The sequence below is a fragment of the Actinomycetota bacterium genome (assembly GCA_040905475.1).
Classification (GTDB): Bacteria; Actinomycetota; AC-67; order AC-67; family AC-67; genus DATFGK01.
Genome location: JBBDRM010000052.1, coordinates 1 through 21,538 on the forward strand (window position 1 = coordinate 1; position 21,538 = coordinate 21,538).

Sequence of the window (21,538 nt, forward strand, 5' to 3'; positions counted from 1 at the left end):
TCGCAGAGCCCGGCCTCGATCGCGCCGACCGCGTGATGGACGAAGAACTCCCACGACGACCCGCCGACCTGCGTCCCGTCCACGTAACCGGGCCGCAGGCCCAGGTACTCGCCGAGCACGATCGGATGCATCAGATCAGGACCGCACGAGAACAACCCATCCACGTCGCCCGGAGCGAGACCGGCGTCGGCGAGCGCGAGCGCCGCCGCTTCCTGATGGAGCTGCAGCGCGGTCGCGTCGGGGACCTCGCCGAAGCGGGACTCGGCGACACCGGCGATGACGACCTTGCGACGAGGCATCGATCGTCAGGCTAACCGAAAGTGTTCAGCGCCGAACACTTTCGATTAGGTTGCGATCCGTGCGCGACGAGCGGACCACCGGCTGGCTCGACCCGAACGAGGCGCTGGACGAAAACGGCCGCCGCGCCCATCTCTCCGGGATCCTGAAGCGGACCGTCGAGATCTGCTGGGAGCACTCTCCTCACTACCGCGGCAAGCTCGAGGAAGCAGGGTTGAAGCCCGGCGACATCACCAGCATGGACGATCTCAGCCGGATCCCGATCACATCCAAGAAGGAGACGATCGGCTCCACAGGCGTCGGCACCGGAACGATCCCGTTGAACGAGGCCAAGCGCATCTACGTCTCGCCCGGCCCGATGTTCTACGCGTCGCAGCGCCGCACCGACACGCCGGCCGAGCGCGGCAAGTCGCCGCTCGCGCTCGCCTATCACGCGATGGGGTTCCGCGAGGGCGACATCGTGCTCAACACGTTCAGCTACCACCTCGTTCCGGCCGGATTCGGGCTCGAGGACCAGCTCCACGCGATGGGCTGCGCGGTGATCCCCGCCGGGCCGCAGAACTCGGAGCTCCAGGCGGAGATCCTCGCGAAGCTTCCGGTCGCCGGATACGTGGGAACGCCGACCTTCCTGAAGCTGCTCTGCGACAAGGCGTCGGAGCTCGGCCTCGACACGCGCAGGGACTGGAAGCTCGAGGTCGCGTTCGTCACCGCCGAACGTCTCCCCGAAGGGCTTCGCGCCGAGCTCGAAGATCGGACGGGCGCGCGCGTCCGGCAGATCTACGGTTCGGCCGACGGCTTGATGCCGGCGTACGAGTGCTGGGCTTCGCAGGGGATGCATCTCCATCCCGATCAGATCCTCGAGGTCCTCGACGTCGAGACGCACGAGCCGGTGCCGAACGGCACGCCCGGCGAAGTCGTCGCGACCGTCGCCAACGCGAACCGTCCCCTGCTCCGCCTCGCGAACCAAGATCTCGTCTCGCTCCGCGACGATCCCTGCCCGTGCGGCCGCACCGGTCCCAGGATCGGGCGGTTCGTCGGCCGGACCGACGAATCCACCAAGGTGCGCGGGATGTTCCTGTACCCCGAGGAGATCGCACAGGCCCTAACCCGGTTCCCCGAGGTCGCTCGCTGGCAAGCCGTCGTCGGGCGTGAGCCCCGTGGTACCGACGACCTGCGCCTCAAGATCGAGCTCAACGCCGACGACTCTCCGGAGCTCCGCGAGCGGATCGCGGACGCCGTGAAGGGCCGCGCCCGGCTCCGCGCCGAGATCGACGTCGTTCCGTCGGGCACGATCCCCGAAGGAGCGAAGCGGCTCGAGGACACGCGGTGAGCACCGCCGAGCTCGGGGTCGCGGCGCACGCGCGCGCCCGGCCCGAGAAGCCGGCGATCATCGCCGGCAACCGGCGCCTTTCCTACGCCGAGCTCGACGGCCGGGCGAACCAGGCCGCCCGCGCTTTCCAACGACTCGGCGTCGTCGCCGAGGATCGCGTCGTGGTCGCGCTACGGAACCGGATCGAGTTCCTCGAATCCGCCACGGCCGCCGCGCGCCTGGGCGCAACCGTGATCCCGCTGTCGTGGCGATTCAAGCGCGAGGAGGTCCGAGCGATCGTCGAGGACGCCGACGCGCGTCTCATCGTCGCCGAGCCCGACGCGGCGGAAACGATGGCCGGCCTCCCGGCGCTTCACCTCGGCGGTCCGTACGAAGCGGCCGTCACCGCGGAGCAGGAAACGCCGGCCGACCATTCGCTGGACCCGGCGCCGGTGTTCTTCCGCTACTACACGTCGGGGACCACGGGCGTGCCGAAGGCGATCCGGCGGCCGGATCCCTCCCGCGAGGCATATCTCGCGAACGCGACGTCCTATCCGCAGCTCGCCGGTTTGACCGACCCGGGCGAGGTGCATCTCGCGTGCGGGCCGCTCTACCACACGGCCCCGTGCGCGTTCGCAAACTTCGCGCTGCTGCTCGGTCACACAGTTGTGCTGATGGAGCACTTCGACGCGGGAACATGCTTGCAACTGATCGATGGGGAGCGCGTCACCTGGAGCCACATGGTTCCCATCAACTTCATCCGCATCCTCGCGCTGCCGGACGAGGCTCGAAGCAACCGCGATCTGTCGAGCATCAAGCGCATCTTGCATGCGGCCGCGCCGTGTCCGGTCGACGTCAAGCGCCGCATCATCGATCTCTTCCCCGCGGACACGGTCTGGGAGTACTACGGGATGACCGAAGGGCTTGCCACGATCATCCCGCCGGATGAGTGGCTCGCGAAGCCGGGCTCGGTCGGTCGCGCCGCGCCGGGCATCGAGATGTGGATCCTCGACGAGCGCGGCAAGGAGGTGTCCCGAGGTCAGGTCGGCCTCGTCTACGTCTCGCCGATGGGCGGCGTGCGTTTCGAGTACGGCGGAGCCCCCGACAAGACCGCGCAGGCGTGGCTCGGCGACCGCTACACGGTGGGTGACATGGGGTACCTCGACGACGACGGGTACCTGTTCCTCACCGATCGCAAAGTCGACCTGATCATCTCCGGCGGAGCGAACATCTACCCGGCCGAGGTCGAAGCCGTCCTCTACCGCCATCCCGCGGTGGGCGACTGCGCCGTGATCGGCATCCCTGACGAAGAGTGGGGTGAGGCGGTGCTGGCGGTGGTCGAGCCGCGCGCCCCCGTCGAGCCGGAGGACCTGATCGCCTTCTGCCGGGAGAACCTCGCTCACTACAAGTGTCCGAGCCGGGTCGAGCTGGTCGACAAGCTGCCGCGGGACGAGAGCGGCAAGGTCCGCAAACGCGAGCTCCGGGACCCCTTTTGGGAGGGACGCATCCGCAAGATCTGACCGAGGTTTCAAACATCCCTTTCTCCGTCCCGGGCTCCCGTGGCAGGAGCCGCCCCCGGCGAGTTGAATAAGCAGAGGAGGGAGCGGGAAGAGGACAACCCAGGGAGCCATGAACCGAACCTTCCGCATCGCCGCATTCGTGCTGCTGCTGGTGCTCGTTGCCGCAGCGTGTGGCTCGCGCGTGGTCCCGCTGGACGCCGGCCTCCTCGGCCAGGGTCAGCCGACCGCCAACCCGACCAGCACCACGACGGCGGTGCCCACCGCGACCGGAACGGTGGGCGGCCCGAACGGCGTGAACCAGATCCCAGGCATCCAGGGGCCCGGCTCAAATCCAAACTGTCGTGGGGGCGCTACGGACAAAGGTGTGACCGCTAGCACGATCAAGGTGGGGATGATCTCCGCCAAGACCGGATCCTTCCCCGGTCAGTTCGACCCGAATATCGAGGCGGTCGACGCCTACCTCAAGCTCGTCAACTCGCAGGGCGGCATATGCAATCGCAAGTTCCAGCTCTTCATCCGCGACGATCAAGGCGTCAAGGCGAACAACCAGACCGCGGCGCTCGAGCTCGCGAAAGAGATCGGGGTTTTCGCGTTCGTCGGAAGCATCTCCGCGCCGGACACCGACGGTCCGACGGCGGAGACGGCCCAGCAGTACGGCATCCCCGACATCGGCTTCCCGCTCAGCTACGAACGTTCGCGAGGGAAGCTCACCTACGGCGTCCCCGGCCAGCTCCAGCCGCATCTGATCGGCGTTGCCGCGAGCGGCTCCGAGTACGTCAACCGGATCAACGGGATCAAGCAAGTTGCGGTCTTCTCGGTCGGCGAGTCGCTTGTCTCGAAGGCGAACGCGTGGGCCTTCCAAGCCGCGATGCTCAAATCCAGCGAGGCATACCCCACCGGCCAGGTCACGATCTGCTTCGAGCAAGAAGCCAACGTCTTCGACAACAACTTCAACAGCTACGCGAACCGGATGAGCGGCCAGTGCCCGCCGAGCAAGGGCCCGCTCGCCGTTTACACCACCATGGAGAACTTCAACAACATCAAGCTCGCCGACGCGATGCTCAGCCAGAACGTCGAGCACGACGTGTACGCCCCGACCTTCACCTCGTACCTTCCGTCGTTCCTCCGTGACGAGACCGGGAAGCCGCGGAAGTCGACCGAAGGGGCGTACATGGCGATGCCGCAGATCCCGTTCGAGCGGTGCGCGGGCTTCGACAGCAAGGGCCGTCCGGTTCCGCCGTGCAGCCATCCGGAGCTCGACCGGTACGTGAGTGCGCTCCGTCGATTCGTTCCCGGCTTCAAGGTTCCCGGCAGCTTCGGGGCTCCGGGGTGGGGACAAGCGGCGCTGTTCGTTCAGGCGGTCTCGGCCTGCGGCGCGAACCTGACCCGCAAATGCGTTCTCAAGAACGTCGATTCGCTGCCGTCCTTCTCCGCGAACGGCTTCCTTTCTCCGACCAGGCCGAGCGAGCACGTCATCTACTCCTCCGACCTGCTCGTGCAGGTTCGCAACGGCAAGTTCGTGGAGCTCCGCCCGAACGACAAGAGCGGTCCTGCCGGCGCCCCAGACTTCTGGGACAAAAGCCACCTCTTCAACTGGTGGGAGTACTTCTGCGCGAACCAACTGAAGTTCCCGAACGCCGACGAGATCAGGGATTTCGTGACGACATGCTGAGGCCGGCGATCGTGCGCCCATCCATCCTCCTGATCGTTGGACTCATCAGGAGGGTCCCATGACCGCAGGCAGGCGCGTCGCCGCAGCGAGCGTCGCGGCGTGCCTCGCGTGCGCGCTGATGTTCGCCGCCGCCGTTTCATCGTCCGCCGGCACGCCGATCGAGAGCTACCGCGCGACCGGGGAGGCTCGCGGGCTCGACGTCGCGTTCGGGTTCGCGGGGAGCCTCTTCGAGCGGCTGGTAGACCTCGGCCTCCCGTTCGCGCGCAGCGACCTCAACTCGGAAGCCGGTGGAGCGGCGCGCGGGTCCGCTGCGCAGCTCTTCCCCGGGGACCTCCTCGTTGGCGCGCTCGGCGAGGGGATGCCCTTCTACCGGCAGGCGGTCTACCCGCCGACGGATGCCGATCCGGAGCCGGTCGACGAGGCGCACACCACCGAACGCGTGCCGCAGTCGGGCGTGATCTCGGCCGGACCGCTGCTGACGATCGAGAACTCCCTCCTGCGGGCCACGGCGTCCGCGGGTGAGAGCAGCGGGCACGTCACGACCAATAGGGTCTCGCTCGGGTTCATCACCATCAAGCATCTGGAGGCGACCAGCGAAGGCCACCGTTCGGCCGACCGGGTCTCCCACCTCGCGCGGAGTGTCGCGCGGGACATCTCGATCGTGGTCAGCCCCGAGCTGACCGTGAACATCGGGGCCGTGATCTCGGAGGTCAAGACCTCCTCCGACGGCGCCGAGCCCACCGCCGAGTCCAAGCTCACCGTGTCCGACGTCGTGGTGCTGATGAGCGGACAGCGGTACGGAGCAACGATCGACGACGCGGGGATCCATCTGGACGGCGTCTCGGAGCCGGTCCCGGGGGCTATTACACAAGATCTCAGCCAGTTCCTCGAGGTCAAACTCGCTGACGCGGGGATCAAGATCGCCACCGCTGAAACGTCGCCGAAGATCGAAGACGTGACCGGTGACGCCTCGATGGGCGGCCTGCTCATCACCGTCGCGGGTACCGTCCCGGCCGTCTTCACGCCGCAGATAGTCAACGACGTCATCTACGGTCAGATCGAGCCCAAGCTCCCTCCGGAGATCCAGGAGCTCACCCGGAAGTCGATCTGCCTGAAGGAAGACGTCATGCCGCTGCTGCCGGAGGAGTTCACCTCGAGCTTCCCAGATCTTCCCCTGTGCGTAAGTCAGAACATCGTGCCCGGTCCCGGTTCGGGCGGGACCGCCACCTTCGCCATCGGGAGCGTCCGGTCGCTCAGCGCAGCCGTGAAAGCTGTGCCGTCCATCGTGCCGCCACCGCCGCCACCGCCGCCACCGCCGGGCGACGATGGGTTCGTCCCGGGTCCAGACCTCGACGCCGGGCCGGTCTTCGTCGATCCCGGTATCGCCCCCCAACCCGTACTGCCGTCGCAGCCGGGCCCGGCCCGGGTGCGGTACGGGCTGGTGGCGCGCATGCCATCCGAAGCGCTCCTCGGGTCCGGCATCGGCTTCCTCGTTCTTGCGATCGGGGTGGCGATGGGCCCATCGTTACGGAGATGGCGGGTGACCCAGACACCGTGAATCCCTCCCCAGAGGTGAGTCGCCTGCGGCGCGTGGGTCGCCGCCGCAAGAACGCGGCCGGCCAGGAGGCGGTCCCGCAGGAGGCGGTCGCGCAGGACGCTGCGCCGACGATCGCGAGCCCGAAGGCGCAGGAGCGCTCGCGAGCCGACACCGCGACGTTCCTCCGCGAAAACGCGCGCATCCTGCTTGCCTTGGGGCTGCTCGCGCTCGGCGTCGTGCTGGTGCTGCTCGGCTGGTACGGCGCGGCGAACACGAACATCCTCACCGAGCAGATCCCCTATCTGATCTCGGGCGGACTGCTCGGCATGGCGCTGATCATCGTCGCCGGCATCGTCGGCTCCTCCGCGTCGCTGTCGCGCGAGAACCGAGAGATGCACGCCGACCTCACGAACGTGATCGGCTCCGCGTCGGCCGGGCCGCTCCGCAGCGTTCCGTCTCCGCGGCGAGCTGCGAACGACGCAGGCGTCCACCTCGTCCCGGGCGGCCACAGCTACCACCAGCCGGGATGTCCGATCGTCGAAGGGAAGCAAGGCACGGAGCTGCCGCTCGACGAGGCGATCGGCGCCGGCTACACGACCTGCAAGCTCTGCGGGCCCGACTAGACGTCCGGTTCCGCGCCAATGGAGGACTTTCTCCGCACTCTCCTCATCGGGCTCGCGACCGGAAGCGTCTACGCCCTCGCCTCCGTCGGCCTGGTTCTCACCTACAAGACGTCGCGGATCCTGAACCTCGGGTACGGCGCGCTCGCCATGTTCACGACCTTCGTGTACTGGCAGCTCACCGTCCAGTGGGGCGTGCCCCTTTGGCTGTCGGCGCTGATCGTGATCCTGGTGATCGCGCCGCTGCTCGGCCTCTTCCTCGACGCCCAGCTCTTCCGGCGCTTGGAAGGCCAGCCGATCGTCATCGGCCTGATCGCGACCGTGGGCTTGAGCGTTCTCCTGCAGGGGATCGTGATCAAGATCTGGACGGCCGAGACGCGGACGGTGCCGTCGCTGTTCCCGCAGACCCCGATCAAGATCGTGGGCGGCGCCACGCTCGGCACCGATCAGGTGCTGATCTTGGTGATCTCCCTCGGAGCCGCAGCGGCGCTCGCGGCGATGCTCCGGTTCACGCGCATCGGGGTTGCGTTCCGCGCGGTGGTCGACAACCGAGCGGTCGCCGGGCTGATGTCGATCAACACCAACCTCATCTCCGGGCTCGCATGGGCGCTCGGCACGTCGTTCGCCGCGCTCACCGGCATCCTGCTGGCGCCCCGCCTCTTCCTCGACCCGATCACGTTGCCGTTCTTCATCATCGCCTTCCTGCTCGGCGCCGCCATCGTCGGATACCTCGAGAGCATGCCGCTCGCGTTCGCCGGCGGTTTGCTGATCGGCGTCGCCCAGGCGTTCCTGGTCCAGTACGGAACCTTCCGAGGGGTGATCGGGAACCTGGACAACGCAACCCCGTTTCTGATCGTGACGATCATGCTGTTGTTCGCCCCTCGCAGGCTCCGCCGGGCTGCGACGGGAGGCAGCTTCGTCGTCCGCACCCGGGAGCTGGCCGAGCACGCATCCCCTGTGGCTCGCATGGGCGTGGCGGTCGCCCTGTTCTCGTTCATCGCGCTGTTCCCGGTGCTCTCGGATTCGATCTCGTGGCAGAGATCGCTGACGTTCGGCCTCATCCACGCGCTGATCTTCCTGTCGCTCGTGATCCTGACGGGTTTCTCGGGGCAGATCTCCCTCGGGCACACCGCGTTCCTCGGCATCGCGTCCTTTTCCGCCGCGCACTTCGTGTCGGACCTCGGCTGGCCGGTCTGGCTCGCGTTCATCGTCGGCGCCTTCGCGGCGGTTCCGGCGGGCGCGTTGCTCGGGTTGGTCGCCGTGCGCCTGCACGGCCTCTTCCTTGGTCTGGTGACGCTGGCCTTCGCCTTCATGGCGCACGACCTCTTCTTCACCGAGCCGTTCGTTTCGGGCCGTGAGGGTTCGGTGCGGCTGCCCCGGCCGCCGGGAGGGGAGAGCGATCTGGCGTTCTACTACGTCGTCTTGGCTTTTCTGGTGCTGTTCGTCGTCGTCGCGGCGAACCTCCGCTCCGGCCGGACCGGACGGGTGCTCGCCGCGCTCCGCGACAGCGAAACCGCCGGCCGTTCCCTCGGGATCAACGTCGTCAAGTACAAGGTGTTCATCTTCAGCCTGTCCGCCTTCATCGCAGCCTTCGGCGGGATCCTCGCGGGCATGCAGAAAGAAAGCGCGAACCGGCTCGACTTCATCCCCTTCTACGCGATCGTCTATCTCACGGTGGCGGTGCTCGGCGGCGTGTTCCACATCGGAGGCGCGATCGCGGCCGGACTCTTCTACGGCCTCTACCGGCAGGTGTTTCGCAACGTCCCCTTCATGCTCGACATCCAGCTCATCCTGTTCGGCCTCGGCGCGACGCTCGCGCTGGCCCAGAACCCCGAGGGCATGTTCGGCGAGATGCGACGCGGGGGGAACGCCGTCCTGCGCGCGTTCGGCCACCGACGCCCACCGGCCGCCGAGCCGCTTCCCGTCGCCGGAGGCCGGGAATGAGCACCCTCCGGACCGAAGACGTCACCGTGCGTTTCGGCGGGCTCGTCGCCGTCGACGGCGCGTCGATAACCGTAGGCGACGCCGGCTTCGTCGGGCTGATCGGCCCGAACGGCGCCGGGAAGACCACCATGTTCAACGCGATCTGCGGGTACATCGCCCCGGCTCGGGGCCGTGTAACCTTCGACGACCGCGACATCACCACCATGGCGCCGTCTCGCCGGGCGAAGCTCGGGATCGGGCGCACGTTCCAGAAGCTCGAGCTGTTCCACCGCATGAGCGCCTTCGACAACCTCCTCGTCGCGGCCGAAACGGCGGCGAGCAAGCTCGACCTCGTCTCCGATCTCCTGCATCTGCCCCGCCGTCCGCGCGAGGAGCGGCGATGCACCGAGATCGCCGAGCGCGTGATGAACGAGCTCGGCCTGGGCTGGGCTCGCGACCGCCGCGCCTCGGACCTGCCCGTCGGTACCGCGCGGATCCTGGAGCTCGGCCGGGCGCTCTGCACCGGCCCGAAGACGCTGTTGCTCGACGAGCCGTCGTCAGGGCTTGATTCCTCCGAGACGAGAGCGTTCGGCAAGCTGCTGCAGCGGATCAACGAGGAACGAGGCGTGAGCATCCTGCTCGTCGAGCACGACATGGATCTGGTGATGGAGGTCTGCAAGGAGATCTACGTGCTCGACTTCGGGCGCTTGATCGCGCACGGGACGCCGAAGGAGATCGCCGGCAACCCCGCCGTCCGCACCGCTTATCTGGGAGAGGAGGACGATGCGACCCCTGCTCCGGCTGCGGAACGTTGACGCAAGCTACGGGCGCTTCGTCGCGCTCTCGAACGTGTCGCTCGTCGTCCCCGAAGGCGCCGTCGTCGCACTGCTCGGCCCGAACGGCGCCGGGAAGACCACGATGCTCCGCACGATCTCGGGGATGCTCCCTGCCGCTGCGGGCGAGATCACGTTCGACGGAGCGCGGATCGACCGCCTTGCCGACCATCGGATCGCGAAGCTGGGACTCGCGCACATCCCCGAAGGGCGCGGTATCTTCCCCGGCCTCACGGTGCGCGAGAACCTGCTCATGGCGAGCCACGCCGGACGCAACGGCGGCGATCGCCTGGGCCGCGTGTTCGAGCTCTTCCCGGTGCTCGAGAGCCGTCGGTCGCAGACGGCCGGCACGCTTTCGGGCGGGGAGCAGCAGATGCTCTCACTCGCGCGCGCGGTCATCACCGACCCGCGGATGCTGATGATCGACGAGCTGTCGCTCGGCCTGGCGCCCCGGCTCGTGTCACAGCTCTTCGACAACGTGCAAGCGATCCGCGAGTACGGTACGACGATCCTGCTCGTCGAGCAGTACGTCCGTCACGCGCTGCGCCTCGCCGACATCGTGGTGATCCTGCACAAGGGGAAGGTTCGGTTCATCGGCGAGCCCGGCGAGCTGCAGCACGACGAGACGCTGGTCGAGTCCTACCTGGGAACGTCGGGCGCCGAGAGCCTCTCGTCCTAACGAAGGATCGCGCAGTCCGCCGGCACCTCTCGCGGGCCCGTCGGACAAGGCGACGTCAACTTGTCTGACACCGCTCGAGCGCACATGTGGACCCAAAGATCACGGTCAGCGCAGGCGCCACTTCGGGCGGTCGCCGCGCTCGAACGAGCGCTGGCCTTCGCGCAGCGAGTCCTGGTTGGTGCCCATCTTCACGTACGTGTAGCCGAGCTCGAGCGCCTGCGAGCGCGGCAGGTCGCGAGCGGCCCACAGGGCACGCAAGGTGCCCTGCACCGCGAGCGGCGGCTTCTCGGCGATGCGCTCGGCGACCCAGCCGGCCGCCTCGGGAAGCTGTTCGAGCGGCACGACCTCGCTTACGAGCCCGATCTCGTAGGCGCGCTTGGCCGACAGCCGCTCGTCGTTGCCGAGCAGCTGCATCCGCACGACCTCGCCGAACGGCATCTTGTAGACCATGTGCATCGACTCGAAGGACGCGGTCATCCCGTAGGTGACGTGCGGATCGAAGAAGGTCGCGTTCTCGGACGCGACGATGATGTCGCACTCGCCGAGCATGTAGAAGGCGCCGCCGCACGCGATCCCGTTGACCGCGGCGATGACCGGCTTCCACAGATCGTTGGTCTTCGGGCCGACCGCTTCGCCGGGATCGTCGAACATGAACGGCGAGTCGCCGGGCGATCCGACCGGCTTGTCGTCTCGGTCGGTGACCGCCTCCATCCGGTCGATGCCGGTGCAGAACGCTTTCTCGCCGGCTCCGGTGAGCACCGCGACGCGGATCGCGTCGTTGCCCCGCAGCGACCGCCACACCTCCGATAGCTCGCCCATCATCACGCCGTTGAACGCGTTGAGCTTGTCGGGCCGGTTGAGCGTCACCCACGCGACCGCGTCGCGCTCCTCGTAGATCAGCGTCTCGTAAGCCATCGGCGGAACCCTACTCGTCCACCACGGGCGCGGGCTTGTACGCCGGTCGCGGCAATGCGCCCGCTTCGAGCAGCTCCAGCCGGACCGGTACGCCGAGCCCTTCCTCGAGGCCCGACGCGACGCCCCGCTCCAGCCCGGGGCCCGGCTGCGTGGTCTCCACCCGGACGCGCAGGACCGACGTGTCGGCCGTGCGCACGAGCTGGTACTCGACCGCCGGCCGGGCGACTTCCTCGATGCCTCGGAGCACGAGCCACACGTCCATCGGGAGGAGCTCGCGCTCCCCTGCTCGAACGACGTCCTTCGCGCGGCCGTCCCAGAACGCACGAAGGTGCGTCTCGCCGCACGGGCATGGTGAGCGGTCGAGCCGCACCAGGTCTTCGAGGTCGTAGCGGAGCAGGAAATTGTCCTTCGTCAGCGTCGTGACGACCAACGAGCCGCGCTCACCGTCCGGCACCTGCTCGCCGGTCGCCGGGTCGACAGCCTCCACGATCGCCTCGTCCTCGCACACGTGCGCGCCGTTCATCTCGGCGCACGCGGAGCCGAGGAACGCGAAGCACTCGAGCCCGGCCGACACGGTACGCCACGGCGGTAGCTCTCCGGGGGGCGGCATCCCCAGATCCGCGGCCGGGTCGAGCCCCATCTCCTTGGCGGTCTCCCAGAAGGTGTGGAGCGCCGGTCCGAACATCTCGTAGTGGTGCGGCTTCATCTCCCGCCACAACGTGACGGCACGTTCCGCGTCGGCCTTCGACATCGGCGGGCCGACCGAGACGTTGAGGCACCCGTACGCCTCGATCGCACCCCCGAGCAGCGCCGCGCCGCCGTTCAGGCCACCGGGGTGCGCGTGCGTGATGATCTCGCCGGGCACGTAGCCCTGGCGGGCGAACGACCGGCACGCGGCGTCGTACTCCACCGACAGGTCGTGGGGCGTGAACAAGGTGATCGTCGGTCGTCCGGTGGTGCCGGTGGAAGTCGAAAGGCGCACCGAACGCTCGATGGATGCGCCGCGGTAGTCCCCCAACGGCGGGACCGAATCCTCGGAATCGCGGAGATCCTGCTTCGTGATACGCGGCACGCGGAGCAGATCATCGAGCGACTTTACGTCGTCGGCGCCGATCCCCGCGCTCTCGAGTATCCGTCGGAAGAACGGCACGTCGAACGAGCGCTCGACGAGCGCGCGGAGCCGTATCTCTTGGAGGATGCGGATCTCATGCCTCGGGAGCGTCTGGATGTCGGGACGGTAGAACACGCGGGGAGTCTAGCCCGAACAAGCAGTTGGCCTCATGGTTCGCGATCGAGTCGCATTCGGGCGCGCGGCACGCACCTCCGTGCTATTTCCTGCCGCAATGAGTCGCGCACACGACGACTCCGCGCAACGGGAAGGGTTCGACAAGCGCATCGCGCAGGTGGCCGCTTCGCAGCACGGCGCCTTCAGCCGTGAGCAAGCGCTGCACGCCGGAGCTACGAAGGATGTGATCTACCGTCGAGTGAAGCGCGGTCGCTGGGAGCACGTCGGCCCGAGCGTCTATCGCATCGCCGGAGGCGTCGCGTCGTGGCGCCAATCGCTGCTCGTGGCGTGTCTATCCTGGGGTGAGGGAGCCGTTGTCTCGCATCGCGGGGGCGCGCCTCTATGGAAGCTGGCCGGCTTCGCCCCCGGGCCGGTCGAGTTGACGGTCCCCCGAAGCCGTCACCGTGCCGCTCCCGGGATCGTGCACCGGGGCTGGCTCCCCGCCGTCGACGTAACGGTGGTAGACGCGATCCCGGCGACGACGCCGGCGCGGACGCTCATCGACCTTGCGTCGGTGGTCCCGCTCGAGGCCGTGGAGGAGGCGCTGGACGACGCACTCCGCAGAGGGATCGTCTCGATCCCCCGGCTCCACTGGCGACTTAGAGAACTGCGGCGTCGGGGACGTCCCGGGATCACGGTGATGCGCCGCCTGCTCGAAGAACGCGACCGGTCGGCGCCCGTGCCCGACAGCGTGTTCGAGCGGAGGCTGCTCCGGACGCTTCGGCGAGGCGGCCTCCCGGAACCCGTGCTCCAGTACGAGGTCCGGATCGGAGCCCGGCTCGTCGCCGCGATCGACTTCGCTTACCCGTCCGTCCGCCTCGCGATCGAGGCCGACGGGTACCGCTGGCACTCAGGGCGCGGCCGGTGGGACCGCGACCGAGCGCGTGGGAACCAGCTCACCCTTCTCGGCTGGCGCGTCATCCACGTCACCTGGACGGATCTGACACAGCGACCGGCGACCGTGATCGAGGCAGTTCGAACGGGGTTGACCGCGCCGCGGTGACCCTCAGGGGGGACGTGCTGCGCGGGCGGGCTAGCCCCGGCTCGGAAGCGCCGCCGTCGCGGTGCCGGTGACGATGACCGCGCCCTGATCGTCGGTGACCTTGAGCTCCGCGTCGATGCGCTTCTCGTCCTTCTCCTTGTACTTGCGCGTCACCTTCGCCGTCAGCGTCAGCGTACGTCCCGGGTAGAGCTGCCCCTTGAACTGGACGCCGTACTTGCGGAGGTTCCCGACGCCGACCCAGTCGGCCAGGTAGTGGCCGAGGACGCCGGCGGTGAACATGCCGTGGCCGAACACGCTCGGGTAGCCGACCTTGGTCGCGACCGTGTCGTCGTGGTGCATCGGATTGAAGTCACCCGACGCGCCCGCGTAGCGAACGAAGTGCGACCGCGACACGTTCTCGACCGGCGGCCAGTCGCTGATCTCGTCGCCTTCCTGAACGTCCTCGAAATGGATGTTGATCCGCTCCATGATCTCCGCTCCTAGCTCGCTGCTTTGGACGTCTGCACGAGGATCGTGCGGGCGATCAGAACGTCCTCGCCGCGCTGGTTCGTGAACGTCGTCTCGGAGGTTACGAACGTGAGCGTCCCCCCGCGCTTCCCCTCTTTCTCGTACACGTCCGAGATGCGCGAACGGGTCGAGAGCTTGTCGCCTTCCTTGATCTCGCCGAGATACTCGTACTCCTGCCCGCCGTGCAGGACGCGCAGCAGATCGAGGCCGAGCTTCGACAGTCCCGAGCCCTGCCCGCCCGAGGGAGCCGGCCAGTGGGCCATCGCCATCGTGAACGTCGGTGGCACCGGTGGATCGTCGCCTTCGTACGCGGGATCGTCGTCGAGGATCGCCTTGGCGAACTCGCGGATCTTGCCGCGCTCGACCATCATCCACGACCCGCCCATCTCGGTACCGACGATGGATTTGTCGACCATGAGCCACCCTCCTGAAGATGTAGGCTGACGCGAGAGTCAGCATACCGGTGCCCTCACCGGACCCCGAAACCGAAAGGATCGAACCGTGGCCATCGAGGTCGTCTCCGACGCCGGCATCACCACCATCACGATCAACCGTCCCGAGCGACGGAACGCGCTCGACATGGAGCACTTCGGTCTGCTCGCCAAAGCGTGGATCGACTTCCGCGACGACCCCGACGCCAGTGTCGCGATCATCACCGGCACCGGAAACTCCTTCTGCGTCGGCGCAGATCTGAAAAGCTTCGTCCCGACAGTCACCGAGAACATCGAGGCGCTCGCCAAGGGCGAGTCCGACATCCCCGCCGACGCCGGCCTGATCGCCGTCCTCCGTGAATTCGACCTCTTCAAGCCGGTGATCGCGGCGGTCAACGGCATCTGCACCGCCGGCGGGATGGAGATGCTGCTCGGAACCGACCTGCGCGTCGCTTCAACTGATGCGTCCTTCGGGATCGCCGAGCCAAAACGGGGTCTTTTCCCCGGCGGCGGCACGACCGTACGTCTGCCGCGGCAGATCCCGTTCCCGTGGGCGATGGAGATCCTGCTCACCGCCGAGCAGGTCGACCCCGAAACCGCTCTGCGGATGGGCCTCGTGAATGCGGTCGTGGCACCCGGCGACCTCTTGAATACCGCGCGCTCCTACGCCGAACGGATCCTCGTGAACGCGCCGCTCGCGATCCAGGCGGTGAAACGATCGGTCTTGACCGGCCTGCGCCTCAACCTCAAGGAAGCCTTCGAGCAAGAGCTCGCGCTCGCCGCCGAGGTCTTCATGAGCGAGGACGCCAAGGAAGGTCCACGCGCGTTCGCGGAGAAGAGAAAGCCCGTATGGCAAGGCAGATAGACGATCCGCCCGGAGGCCCGCTCACGCTCGACTACACCGAGCCGGCATGGGCAGACCGCCGCAGGGTATTCATCCGCGAGCGGAACCGATTCAACTTCGCCACCTGGCTCGACCGTCTCGTCGATCTCTACGGCGATCGAACCGCGTTCGCCCTCGACCACACCATCGACTACCCGGGGTTCTCCGGCGACGTTCTTTCGTACCGCGACGTCGGACGCCTCGTGAACCGGATGGCGCACGTGCTCCGCGAGCTCGGCGTCCGCAAGGGCGACCGTGTCGGCCTGATCACCGTCAACCGGATCGAGATGGCCTTCGTGAACTTCGCCGCCGGCAAGATCGGGGCCGTCCCCGTGCCGATGAACTTCATGCTCCGTCCGTCGGAGATCGATTACATCATGCGGCGCTCCGGCGCCGAGCTCCTCGTCTGCGATCGCACCGTCTTCGACAACACGATCCGGAACGCGGCGGAGGTTCCCGCGGTGAAGCGGTGGGCGATGATCGGCGAAGAGGACGCTCCGGAGCCGTGCGTCTCGTTCCGCCGCCTGATGGAAGACGCGCCCGAGCACATCGACCCGGTCGAGCCGCGGTCCGAAGACGACGTAGCACTGCTGTTCTTCACCTCGGGCACGACGGGGTTCCCGAAAGGCGCGGTGCTCACGCACACCGCCGCCATGGTCGGCGTGCGGAACCATGGTCGCGTCTACGCCATGAAGCCCCGCCTCAAGCCGGAGCTCTCGCTGCTCGTCATGCCGGTCGCGCACGCCGGCGGCTACGCCGCGATGCTGCTGCACCTCGCGCTCGGCACGCCGTCGTTCTTCATGTCTCGCTTCGACCCGGCGTCGATCCTCGAGACGATCGCCCGGCAGCGGATCACGCTCTTCGCGGGGACGCCGGCCATGTTCCGGATGCTGCTCGACGCCGGCGCGCGCGCGGCCGACCTCTCGTCTATCCGCATGTGGGGCGGCGGGGCCGACCTTTTCCCCGACGAGCTCATCGGGACGTTCCGGGACCTGGCGGCGCGGCCGGGGCCGCTCGGTCGCCCCAAGAGGCCGATGTTCATGCGCGGCTACGGCATGGCCGAGGCGAACTCCTACGTCACCATGACGCCGCCGTTCGAGTGCGGCGACGGCTGCGTCGGCTGGGTGATGCCGCCGGTGAAGTTCCGGCTCGTCGACGAGGAAGGGCGCGACGTTCCGCGTGGGCAACCCGGCGAGCTGCTGCTCTCCGGCCCGACGATCACGCGCGAGTACTGGAACGATCCCGAGGCCACGGCAGCCGGGATGGAGAACGGCTGGCTGCGCACCGGCGACGTCCTCCGCCAGGGGAAGTGGCGGATGCTCTACTTCGTCGCGCGCTCGAAGGAGATCATCAAGACCGGCGGCTACAAGGTCGCCGCGGCCGAGATCGACCAGATCCTCCGCAGACACCCCGACGTCGAGCAGGTCGCGACCGTCGGCGTGCCCGACGCGCGCAAAGGTGAGCGCCCGATGGCCGCGATCGTCCTGCGGCCGGGCTCGTCCGCGACGGCCGAGGACGTGCTTGCGTGGGCGCAGGAGCAGATCGCGCCCTACAAATGCCCGCGCCGGATCTTCGTGCTCGACGCCCTGCCGTTCACCTTCAGCATGAAGCCGAAGCGGATGGAGGTGCGCGAGCAGATCCTCGCGATCCTCGAGGACGAGGGCGCCCCGTCCGCTCAGGACGACGCGCCGATCCAGAAGTGAGCCTCGAGCCCCTCGACCGTGGGGCCACGGCGATGCTCGTGGTCGAGCTTCAGAACGACCTCGTTCACCCCTCGCTCGTCGGCGCGAAAGGACTTTCGGGGAAGCTGGCGGAGGCGGTGCAGAGCCGCGGACTCCTTCCCAGACTTGCGTCGCTGCTCGCACGCTGCCGCGTCGCAGGTGTTCCGGTTCTGTACGCGACCAAAGAGCGGCACCCCTCACTACCGGTGCCGGAACACCCCGCCATCTACCGGGCCGCGCGCAGCGGCGGGTCGAAACTCGTCGCCGGAACCTGGGGCGCGCAGGTGCTCGACGAGATCGCACCGCAGGAGGGCGACGTCGTGCTCGCGCGGTACACATCGCTCGATCCGTCGCACGGCACGGAGATCTGGAACGTGCTCCGGAACATCGGTGCTACCACGCTCGTCGTCGCGGGGATCTCGACCACGATCGCTGTGGAGGGTGTGGTTCGCGCCGCGGCCAACCGCGGACTGCGCGTCATCGTCGTCGAAGACTGTTGCGCGTCCTACCCTGAAGCCTGGCATCGGTTCTCCGCCGACAACGTGCTCCCGTTGCTCGCCGACGTCGTCCCAGCCACCGAGGTCGAGGCGGCGCTGTAAAGGGATGGACGCGACCCCGTTCCTCGAGGGGATCAAGGTCGTCGACCTCAGCGACGCGCCGGGCTGGCTGTGCGGCCGGATCCTCGCCGACCTCGGCGCCGATGTGGCGATGGTCGAACCGGAAGGGGGGCATCCGGAGCGCGCTCGTCGCTACGCCTTCGCCGCCCTGAACGCGGGCAAGCGCAGCGTGATCGCTCAGGATCCGGTCGCGTTGATCGAGCAAGCAGACGTCGTGATCGCATCGGAAGGACCCAGGAGCCTCGATCAGCACCCCCGCCTTGTCTGGTGCGCGATCACGCCCTTCGGGCTTACCGGCCCGAAAGCGGCCTGGCGCGCGTCCGACCTCGGCGTGCTCGCGCAGGCGGGGACGATGTACATGACCGGCGAGCCCGGCCGCGCGCCGCTGAGATGCTCGTTCCCCACGTCCTGGTACCACGGCGGTGCCGAAGCGGCCACGGCGATCCTCGCGGCGCTGCACCAGCGCGACTCGAGCGGACGCGGACAGCTGGTCGACGTCTCGCTGCAAGAGACGCATCTGATGGCCACGATGGGCCGCGTCGGCGCCTACTCGTTGACGCGACAACGAGGCTCGCGCGCAGGTGCGCTGATGCGGGTCGGTCGCACGACCCAGCGTGAGATCTGGCCCTGCGCGGACGGGTTCGTGTCGTTCGGCCTTCGCGGCGGCCCTGCCCGCATCCCGGGCCTCAAACGCCTCGTCTCGTGGATGACCGAAGAGGGCTTCGCACCCCCCGCGCTCACCGAGCGCGACTGGGACTCCTACACGCACACGACGCTGACGAATGACGACGTGGACGCGATCTCCGAGCCGATCGCCGCCTTCTTCGCGATCAAGACGATGACCGAGCTCTACGACAACGCGTTGGAACGCGGACTGATGCTGGCGCCGGCCAACACCGCGCGCGAGATCCTCGCGAGCCGCCAGTACAACGCGCGGGAACTCTTCACGGAGGTCGATGATCCGGAGCTCGGCCGTATCCCGATCCCGCGGCGGTTCGTCGTGTCCGACGGAGCACCCGGCGCAACACGCCCCGCGCCGCGGCCCGGCGAGTACGACCCGCCCGACCGGTGGCGCGTCTTCGCCGGGAAGAACATCGCCACGAGCGCGCAAGCGTTCCTCGGCCTGAAGGTCCTGGAGTTCGGCGCGGGCGCGGCAGGGCCGCTCGCGACCCGATACTTCGGCGACCATGGCGCGACCGTGATCCGCATCGAGTCCAAGGTCCGGCCCGACTTCCTGAGACTCTACGCCATCACGGCAGATCAGAAGAGTCTCGACGCCAGCCCGATGTTCGCGTCGTTCAACGCCAACAAGCTCGCCGTCACGCTGAACATGAAGCATCCCGAGTCGAAGAGGATCGCGATCCGCCTCATCAAGTGGGCCGACGTCGTGGCCGAGAACTTCGCGCCCGGCGCGATGAGCCGATGGGGGCTCGCCTACGACGACTTGAAGAAGGTGAAGCCCGACCTCGTGATGATCTCGACCTGCCTTCACGGACAGACCGGCCCCGAGCGCGAGTACCCGGGCTTCGGCGGCCAGGGCTCGGCGTTGTCGGGGTTCAACCATCTGACCGGCTGGCCCGACCGCGAGCCGCTGGGCCCGTACGGCACGATCACCGACTCGCTTGCGCCGCGTTTCGCCGCCGCGGCGGTCGCCGCCGCGCTGCTCCGCCGGAAGCGCACCGGGCTGGGCGCCTCCCTCGACCTCTCGCAGGTCGAGTGCGCCGTGTATTCGCTCGGCGAGACGATCGTCGAGCACGCGGTGACCGGCGCGCCTCCCGGCCGTCTCGGTAACCGCTCGCGCGAAGCCGCGCCGCACGGCGCCTTCCGGTGCACCGGCGAGGACCGGTGGATCGCGATCGCCGCATGGAACGACGACGAATGGCGCACCCTGGTCGACGTCATGGGGAGCCCGGCGTGGGCGAACGAACGGTTCGCCACCGTTGCCGGCCGCCTCGCGAACGTCGACGATCTCGAGAGACACTTCGAGCAGTGGACCAGCACCCAGGATCGCGACGCGCTCTCCGCGCGGCTCCGGCAAGCTGGGCTCGAGGCATGCCCGGTCCAAGACCTCGAGGACTGCTCCAACGACCCGCAGCTCGCATACCGCGAGCACTTCCGTCCGATGGATCATCCGGCGCTCGGCCGTCACGACCACGAAGCGCTCGGCTTCCGACTCGCCGACTCACCGCCGAGCTTCACCCGGCCCGGCCCGACGCTCGGTCGCGACAACGAAGAGGTCTACAAAGGGATCCTCGGCCTGGACGACGCCGAGTTCGAGCGCCTCTCCGAAGCCGGCGTCTTCGACTAGCCGGGGTCCGAGTCCAGCAGCTCCACGAAACGCTCCGCGACCATCATCGTCGGGAAGTTGGTGTTGGCCCGCGGGATGTCGGGCATGACGGACGCGTCGCAGACACGCAGACCTTCGACGCCGAGGACGCGCAGATGCGCGTCGACGACCCCGCCCATCGCGCACGTGCCCACCGGATGGTGATCGGTGAGCGATCCCATCCGGATCATCTCGCGGATCTCGTCGTCGGTCGCGTCCGGCGCCGGGAACAGCACCTGCTCGGTGACCTTGGCCAACGACGGCTGCGCGAGCAGCTCGTGGATCGCGCGCACGGTGCGGAGCATGACCTCGACGTCGCCGGGCTCCGCGAAGTAGTTCAGCGTGATCCGCGGGGCGTCGCCCGGATCGGCGGACCGCAGCCGCACCGTGCCGCGCGATCGCGGCTTCGCGCCGAACCCGGCGATCACGAACCCTTCGGGCGGCATCGCCTCGCCCACCGAGGTGCGGGTGAACGGCCCGAAGATGTGCGCGTCCTCCTCGCCCGTGCGCCCATCGAACGAGATCCGGAGCATGAACCGTTGCGTCAGGGGAACCGCCGCATCGGCCGCGTCGCGCGCGACGCAGTACACGCCGGGCAACGCGGGATGATCCATGAGCCCGTCGCCGACGGGCAAGTCGATCAGCGTCTCGATCCCGGAGTCGCGAAGGTGCGCCGCCGGGCCGATCCCCGAGCGCATCAACACCGCCGGCGAGCCGTAGGTGCCGGCCGCGACGACGACCAGGTCCGCGCGCAGGTCCTCTCCGCCCGCGATCACTCCGATCGCTCGCCCGGCCGCGACGGCGACCCGGTCCACGAGAACGTCCCCGCGTACCTCGAGCCCACTTAGCGTTCGCGCCTCACGCAAGTAGGTCACCAGCGTCGACTGCCGGACTCCGTTGCCGACGTTCGCCGGCTGGGCGCCCGCGCCGGTCGCCCCCGGCGAGTTCTGATCGGGGCACGACGCGTACCCGGCCGTCTCGCACGCCTCGAGCGCCGCGCTCGAGATCCGGCCCAACTCGCCGCGCTCCACGCGGATCGGTCCGCCGGCGCCGTGATACGGCTGGGAACCGTAGTCGGCGTCGTCCTCGAAGCGGCACATCGCGGGAAGGCACGCGTCCCACGACCACTCGGGGAATCCCCACGCATCGAGATCGGCCGGCTGCGGCCGCACCGCCGCGATCGAGTTCACCGCCGACGAGCCGCCCACGAGCCTGCCGCGCGGCAAGGGGATCTGCCGGTCGCCCTCGCTCACGTAGCCCCAGTCGTGCGGCACCGACGTCGCGCTGTGCTCGGTCGTGTAGACCGGCGGGATCGCAGCCGGGTCCGCGAAATCGGGACCGGCCTCGAGCAACAGGACACTGCGCCCTCGCTCGGCCAGCCGCGTCGCAACGATCGCTCCGGCCGAGCCGGCGCCGACGACGATCGCGTCCCAGCGCCGAGCGGGACTCACCGAACGAGG

The 21,538-nt window shown here is 68.4% G+C and carries 19 protein-coding genes; 13 read left to right on the forward strand and 6 right to left on the reverse strand.

Going from position 1 to position 21,538, the window contains the following annotated elements; all coding sequences use genetic code 11:
• The coding region (locus WEB06_04180; protein MEX2554812.1) for an acetyl-CoA acetyltransferase at window positions 1–299 on the reverse strand (299 nt) is incomplete at its 3' end.
• Between the two features lie 59 nt (window positions 300–358).
• Between WEB06_04180 and WEB06_04185 the strand changes: the two genes are divergently transcribed.
• The 8 genes from WEB06_04185 (at window position 359) to WEB06_04220 (ending at window position 10,390) form a co-directional block, all read left to right on the forward strand.
• The gene (locus WEB06_04185; protein ID MEX2554813.1) at window positions 359–1,627 is read left to right on the forward strand and encodes an AMP-binding protein; all 1,269 of its coding nucleotides are present in this window, start codon (window positions 359–361) and stop codon (window positions 1,625–1,627) included.
• Entirely contained in the window at window positions 1,624–3,126 is a 1,503-nt protein-coding gene (locus WEB06_04190) for an AMP-binding protein (protein ID MEX2554814.1), read from the forward strand. Before WEB06_04185 ends, WEB06_04190 begins: the two co-directional genes overlap by 4 nt.
• Before the next feature lie 109 nt (window positions 3,127–3,235).
• On the forward strand, window positions 3,236–4,798 hold the full coding sequence (locus tag WEB06_04195) for an ABC transporter substrate-binding protein (GenBank protein ID MEX2554815.1): 1,563 nt from the start codon (window positions 3,236–3,238) through the stop codon (window positions 4,796–4,798).
• Window positions 4,799–4,856: 58 nt separating this feature from the next.
• Entirely contained in the window at window positions 4,857–6,356 is a 1,500-nt protein-coding gene (locus tag WEB06_04200) for a hypothetical protein (GenBank protein MEX2554816.1), read from the forward strand.
• A gap of 14 nt (window positions 6,357–6,370) precedes the next feature.
• Window positions 6,371–6,958 carry a hypothetical protein gene (locus WEB06_04205; GenBank protein ID MEX2554817.1) on the forward strand — a complete coding sequence of 196 codons (588 nt, stop codon included), beginning with the start codon at window positions 6,371–6,373 and terminating at the stop codon, window positions 6,956–6,958.
• Window positions 6,959–6,976: 18 nt separating this feature from the next.
• Entirely contained in the window at window positions 6,977–8,899 is a 1,923-nt protein-coding gene (locus WEB06_04210; GenBank protein MEX2554818.1) for an ABC transporter permease, read from the forward strand.
• Entirely contained in the window at window positions 8,896–9,693 is a 798-nt protein-coding gene (locus WEB06_04215) for an ABC transporter ATP-binding protein (GenBank protein MEX2554819.1), read from the forward strand. Before WEB06_04210 ends, WEB06_04215 begins: the two co-directional genes overlap by 4 nt.
• Complete coding sequence (locus tag WEB06_04220; protein MEX2554820.1) at window positions 9,662–10,390, forward strand: ABC transporter ATP-binding protein; 729 nt, start codon at window positions 9,662–9,664, stop codon at window positions 10,388–10,390. Before WEB06_04215 ends, WEB06_04220 begins: the two co-directional genes overlap by 32 nt.
• A gap of 105 nt (window positions 10,391–10,495) precedes the next feature.
• On the opposite strand, the gene WEB06_04225 is transcribed toward WEB06_04220, so the two are convergent.
• Window positions 10,496–11,305 carry an enoyl-CoA hydratase/isomerase family protein gene (locus tag WEB06_04225; GenBank protein ID MEX2554821.1) on the reverse strand — a complete coding sequence of 270 codons (810 nt, stop codon included), beginning with the start codon at window positions 11,303–11,305 and terminating at the stop codon, window positions 10,496–10,498.
• A gap of 10 nt (window positions 11,306–11,315) precedes the next feature.
• Window positions 11,316–12,551 (reverse strand): hypothetical protein, encoded by a 1,236-nt coding sequence (locus WEB06_04230; protein ID MEX2554822.1) that lies wholly within the window; start codon window positions 12,549–12,551, stop codon window positions 11,316–11,318.
• 97 nt (window positions 12,552–12,648) lie between these two features.
• On the opposite strand from WEB06_04230, the gene WEB06_04235 reads away from it, so the two are divergent.
• Window positions 12,649–13,593 (forward strand): type IV toxin-antitoxin system AbiEi family antitoxin domain-containing protein, encoded by a 945-nt coding sequence (locus WEB06_04235; protein MEX2554823.1) that lies wholly within the window; start codon window positions 12,649–12,651, stop codon window positions 13,591–13,593.
• Between the two features lie 30 nt (window positions 13,594–13,623).
• On the opposite strand, the gene WEB06_04240 is transcribed toward WEB06_04235, so the two are convergent.
• Both WEB06_04240 and WEB06_04245 read right to left on the reverse strand, forming a co-directional pair.
• Window positions 13,624–14,061: a MaoC/PaaZ C-terminal domain-containing protein gene (locus WEB06_04240; GenBank protein ID MEX2554824.1), complete on the reverse strand. Its 438-nt coding sequence runs from the start codon at window positions 14,059–14,061 to the stop codon at window positions 13,624–13,626.
• A gap of 11 nt (window positions 14,062–14,072) precedes the next feature.
• Window positions 14,073–14,516: a MaoC family dehydratase N-terminal domain-containing protein gene (locus WEB06_04245; protein MEX2554825.1), complete on the reverse strand. Its 444-nt coding sequence runs from the start codon at window positions 14,514–14,516 to the stop codon at window positions 14,073–14,075.
• Between the two features lie 85 nt (window positions 14,517–14,601).
• Here WEB06_04245 and WEB06_04250 point away from each other — a divergent pair, with 85 nt between their 5' ends.
• From WEB06_04250 to WEB06_04265, 4 genes are read left to right on the forward strand one after another with little or no spacing between them, the layout of a single operon-like run.
• Window positions 14,602–15,396 (forward strand): enoyl-CoA hydratase-related protein, encoded by a 795-nt coding sequence (locus WEB06_04250; GenBank protein MEX2554826.1) that lies wholly within the window; start codon window positions 14,602–14,604, stop codon window positions 15,394–15,396.
• Window positions 15,381–17,117, forward strand: coding sequence for a class I adenylate-forming enzyme family protein (locus WEB06_04255; protein ID MEX2554827.1), 1,737 nt, complete (start codon window positions 15,381–15,383; stop codon window positions 17,115–17,117). The genes WEB06_04250 and WEB06_04255 overlap by 16 nt, the downstream gene beginning before the upstream one ends.
• The gene (locus WEB06_04260) at window positions 17,114–17,734 is read left to right on the forward strand and encodes a cysteine hydrolase (protein ID MEX2554828.1); all 621 of its coding nucleotides are present in this window, start codon (window positions 17,114–17,116) and stop codon (window positions 17,732–17,734) included. Before WEB06_04255 ends, WEB06_04260 begins: the two co-directional genes overlap by 4 nt.
• Window positions 17,735–17,738: 4 nt before the next feature.
• Window positions 17,739–20,060, forward strand: a complete 2,322-nt coding sequence (locus WEB06_04265; GenBank protein MEX2554829.1) for a CoA transferase — start codon at window positions 17,739–17,741, stop codon at window positions 20,058–20,060.
• Here the strand turns inward: WEB06_04265 and WEB06_04270 are convergent.
• Window positions 20,057–21,529, reverse strand: a complete 1,473-nt coding sequence (locus tag WEB06_04270) for a GMC family oxidoreductase (protein ID MEX2554830.1) — start codon at window positions 21,527–21,529, stop codon at window positions 20,057–20,059. The genes WEB06_04265 and WEB06_04270 overlap by 4 nt on opposite strands.
• Between the last annotated feature and the right edge of the window lie 9 nt (window positions 21,530–21,538).

Bases quoted from the DNA above. Each gene is read 5' to 3' on its own strand.
- WEB06_04220 (MEX2554820.1), top strand. From the start codon at position 9,662: ATGCGACCCCTGCTCCGGCTGCGGAACGTTGACGCAAGCTACGGGCGC.
- WEB06_04195 (MEX2554815.1), top strand. From the start codon at position 3,236: ATGAACCGAACCTTCCGCATCGCCGCATTCGTGCTGCTGCTGGTGCTC.
- WEB06_04210 (MEX2554818.1), top strand. From the start codon at position 6,977: ATGGAGGACTTTCTCCGCACTCTCCTCATCGGGCTCGCGACCGGAAGC.
- WEB06_04200 (MEX2554816.1), top strand. From the start codon at position 4,857: ATGACCGCAGGCAGGCGCGTCGCCGCAGCGAGCGTCGCGGCGTGCCTC.
- WEB06_04215 (MEX2554819.1), top strand. From the start codon at position 8,896: ATGAGCACCCTCCGGACCGAAGACGTCACCGTGCGTTTCGGCGGGCTC.
- WEB06_04245 (MEX2554825.1), bottom strand. From the start codon at position 14,516: ATGGTCGACAAATCCATCGTCGGTACCGAGATGGGCGGGTCGTGGATG.
- WEB06_04265 (MEX2554829.1), top strand. From the start codon at position 17,739: ATGGACGCGACCCCGTTCCTCGAGGGGATCAAGGTCGTCGACCTCAGC.
- WEB06_04235 (MEX2554823.1), top strand. From the start codon at position 12,649: ATGAGTCGCGCACACGACGACTCCGCGCAACGGGAAGGGTTCGACAAG.
- WEB06_04225 (MEX2554821.1), bottom strand. From the start codon at position 11,305: ATGGCTTACGAGACGCTGATCTACGAGGAGCGCGACGCGGTCGCGTGG.
- WEB06_04240 (MEX2554824.1), bottom strand. From the start codon at position 14,061: ATGGAGCGGATCAACATCCATTTCGAGGACGTTCAGGAAGGCGACGAG.
- WEB06_04255 (MEX2554827.1), top strand. From the start codon at position 15,381: ATGGCAAGGCAGATAGACGATCCGCCCGGAGGCCCGCTCACGCTCGAC.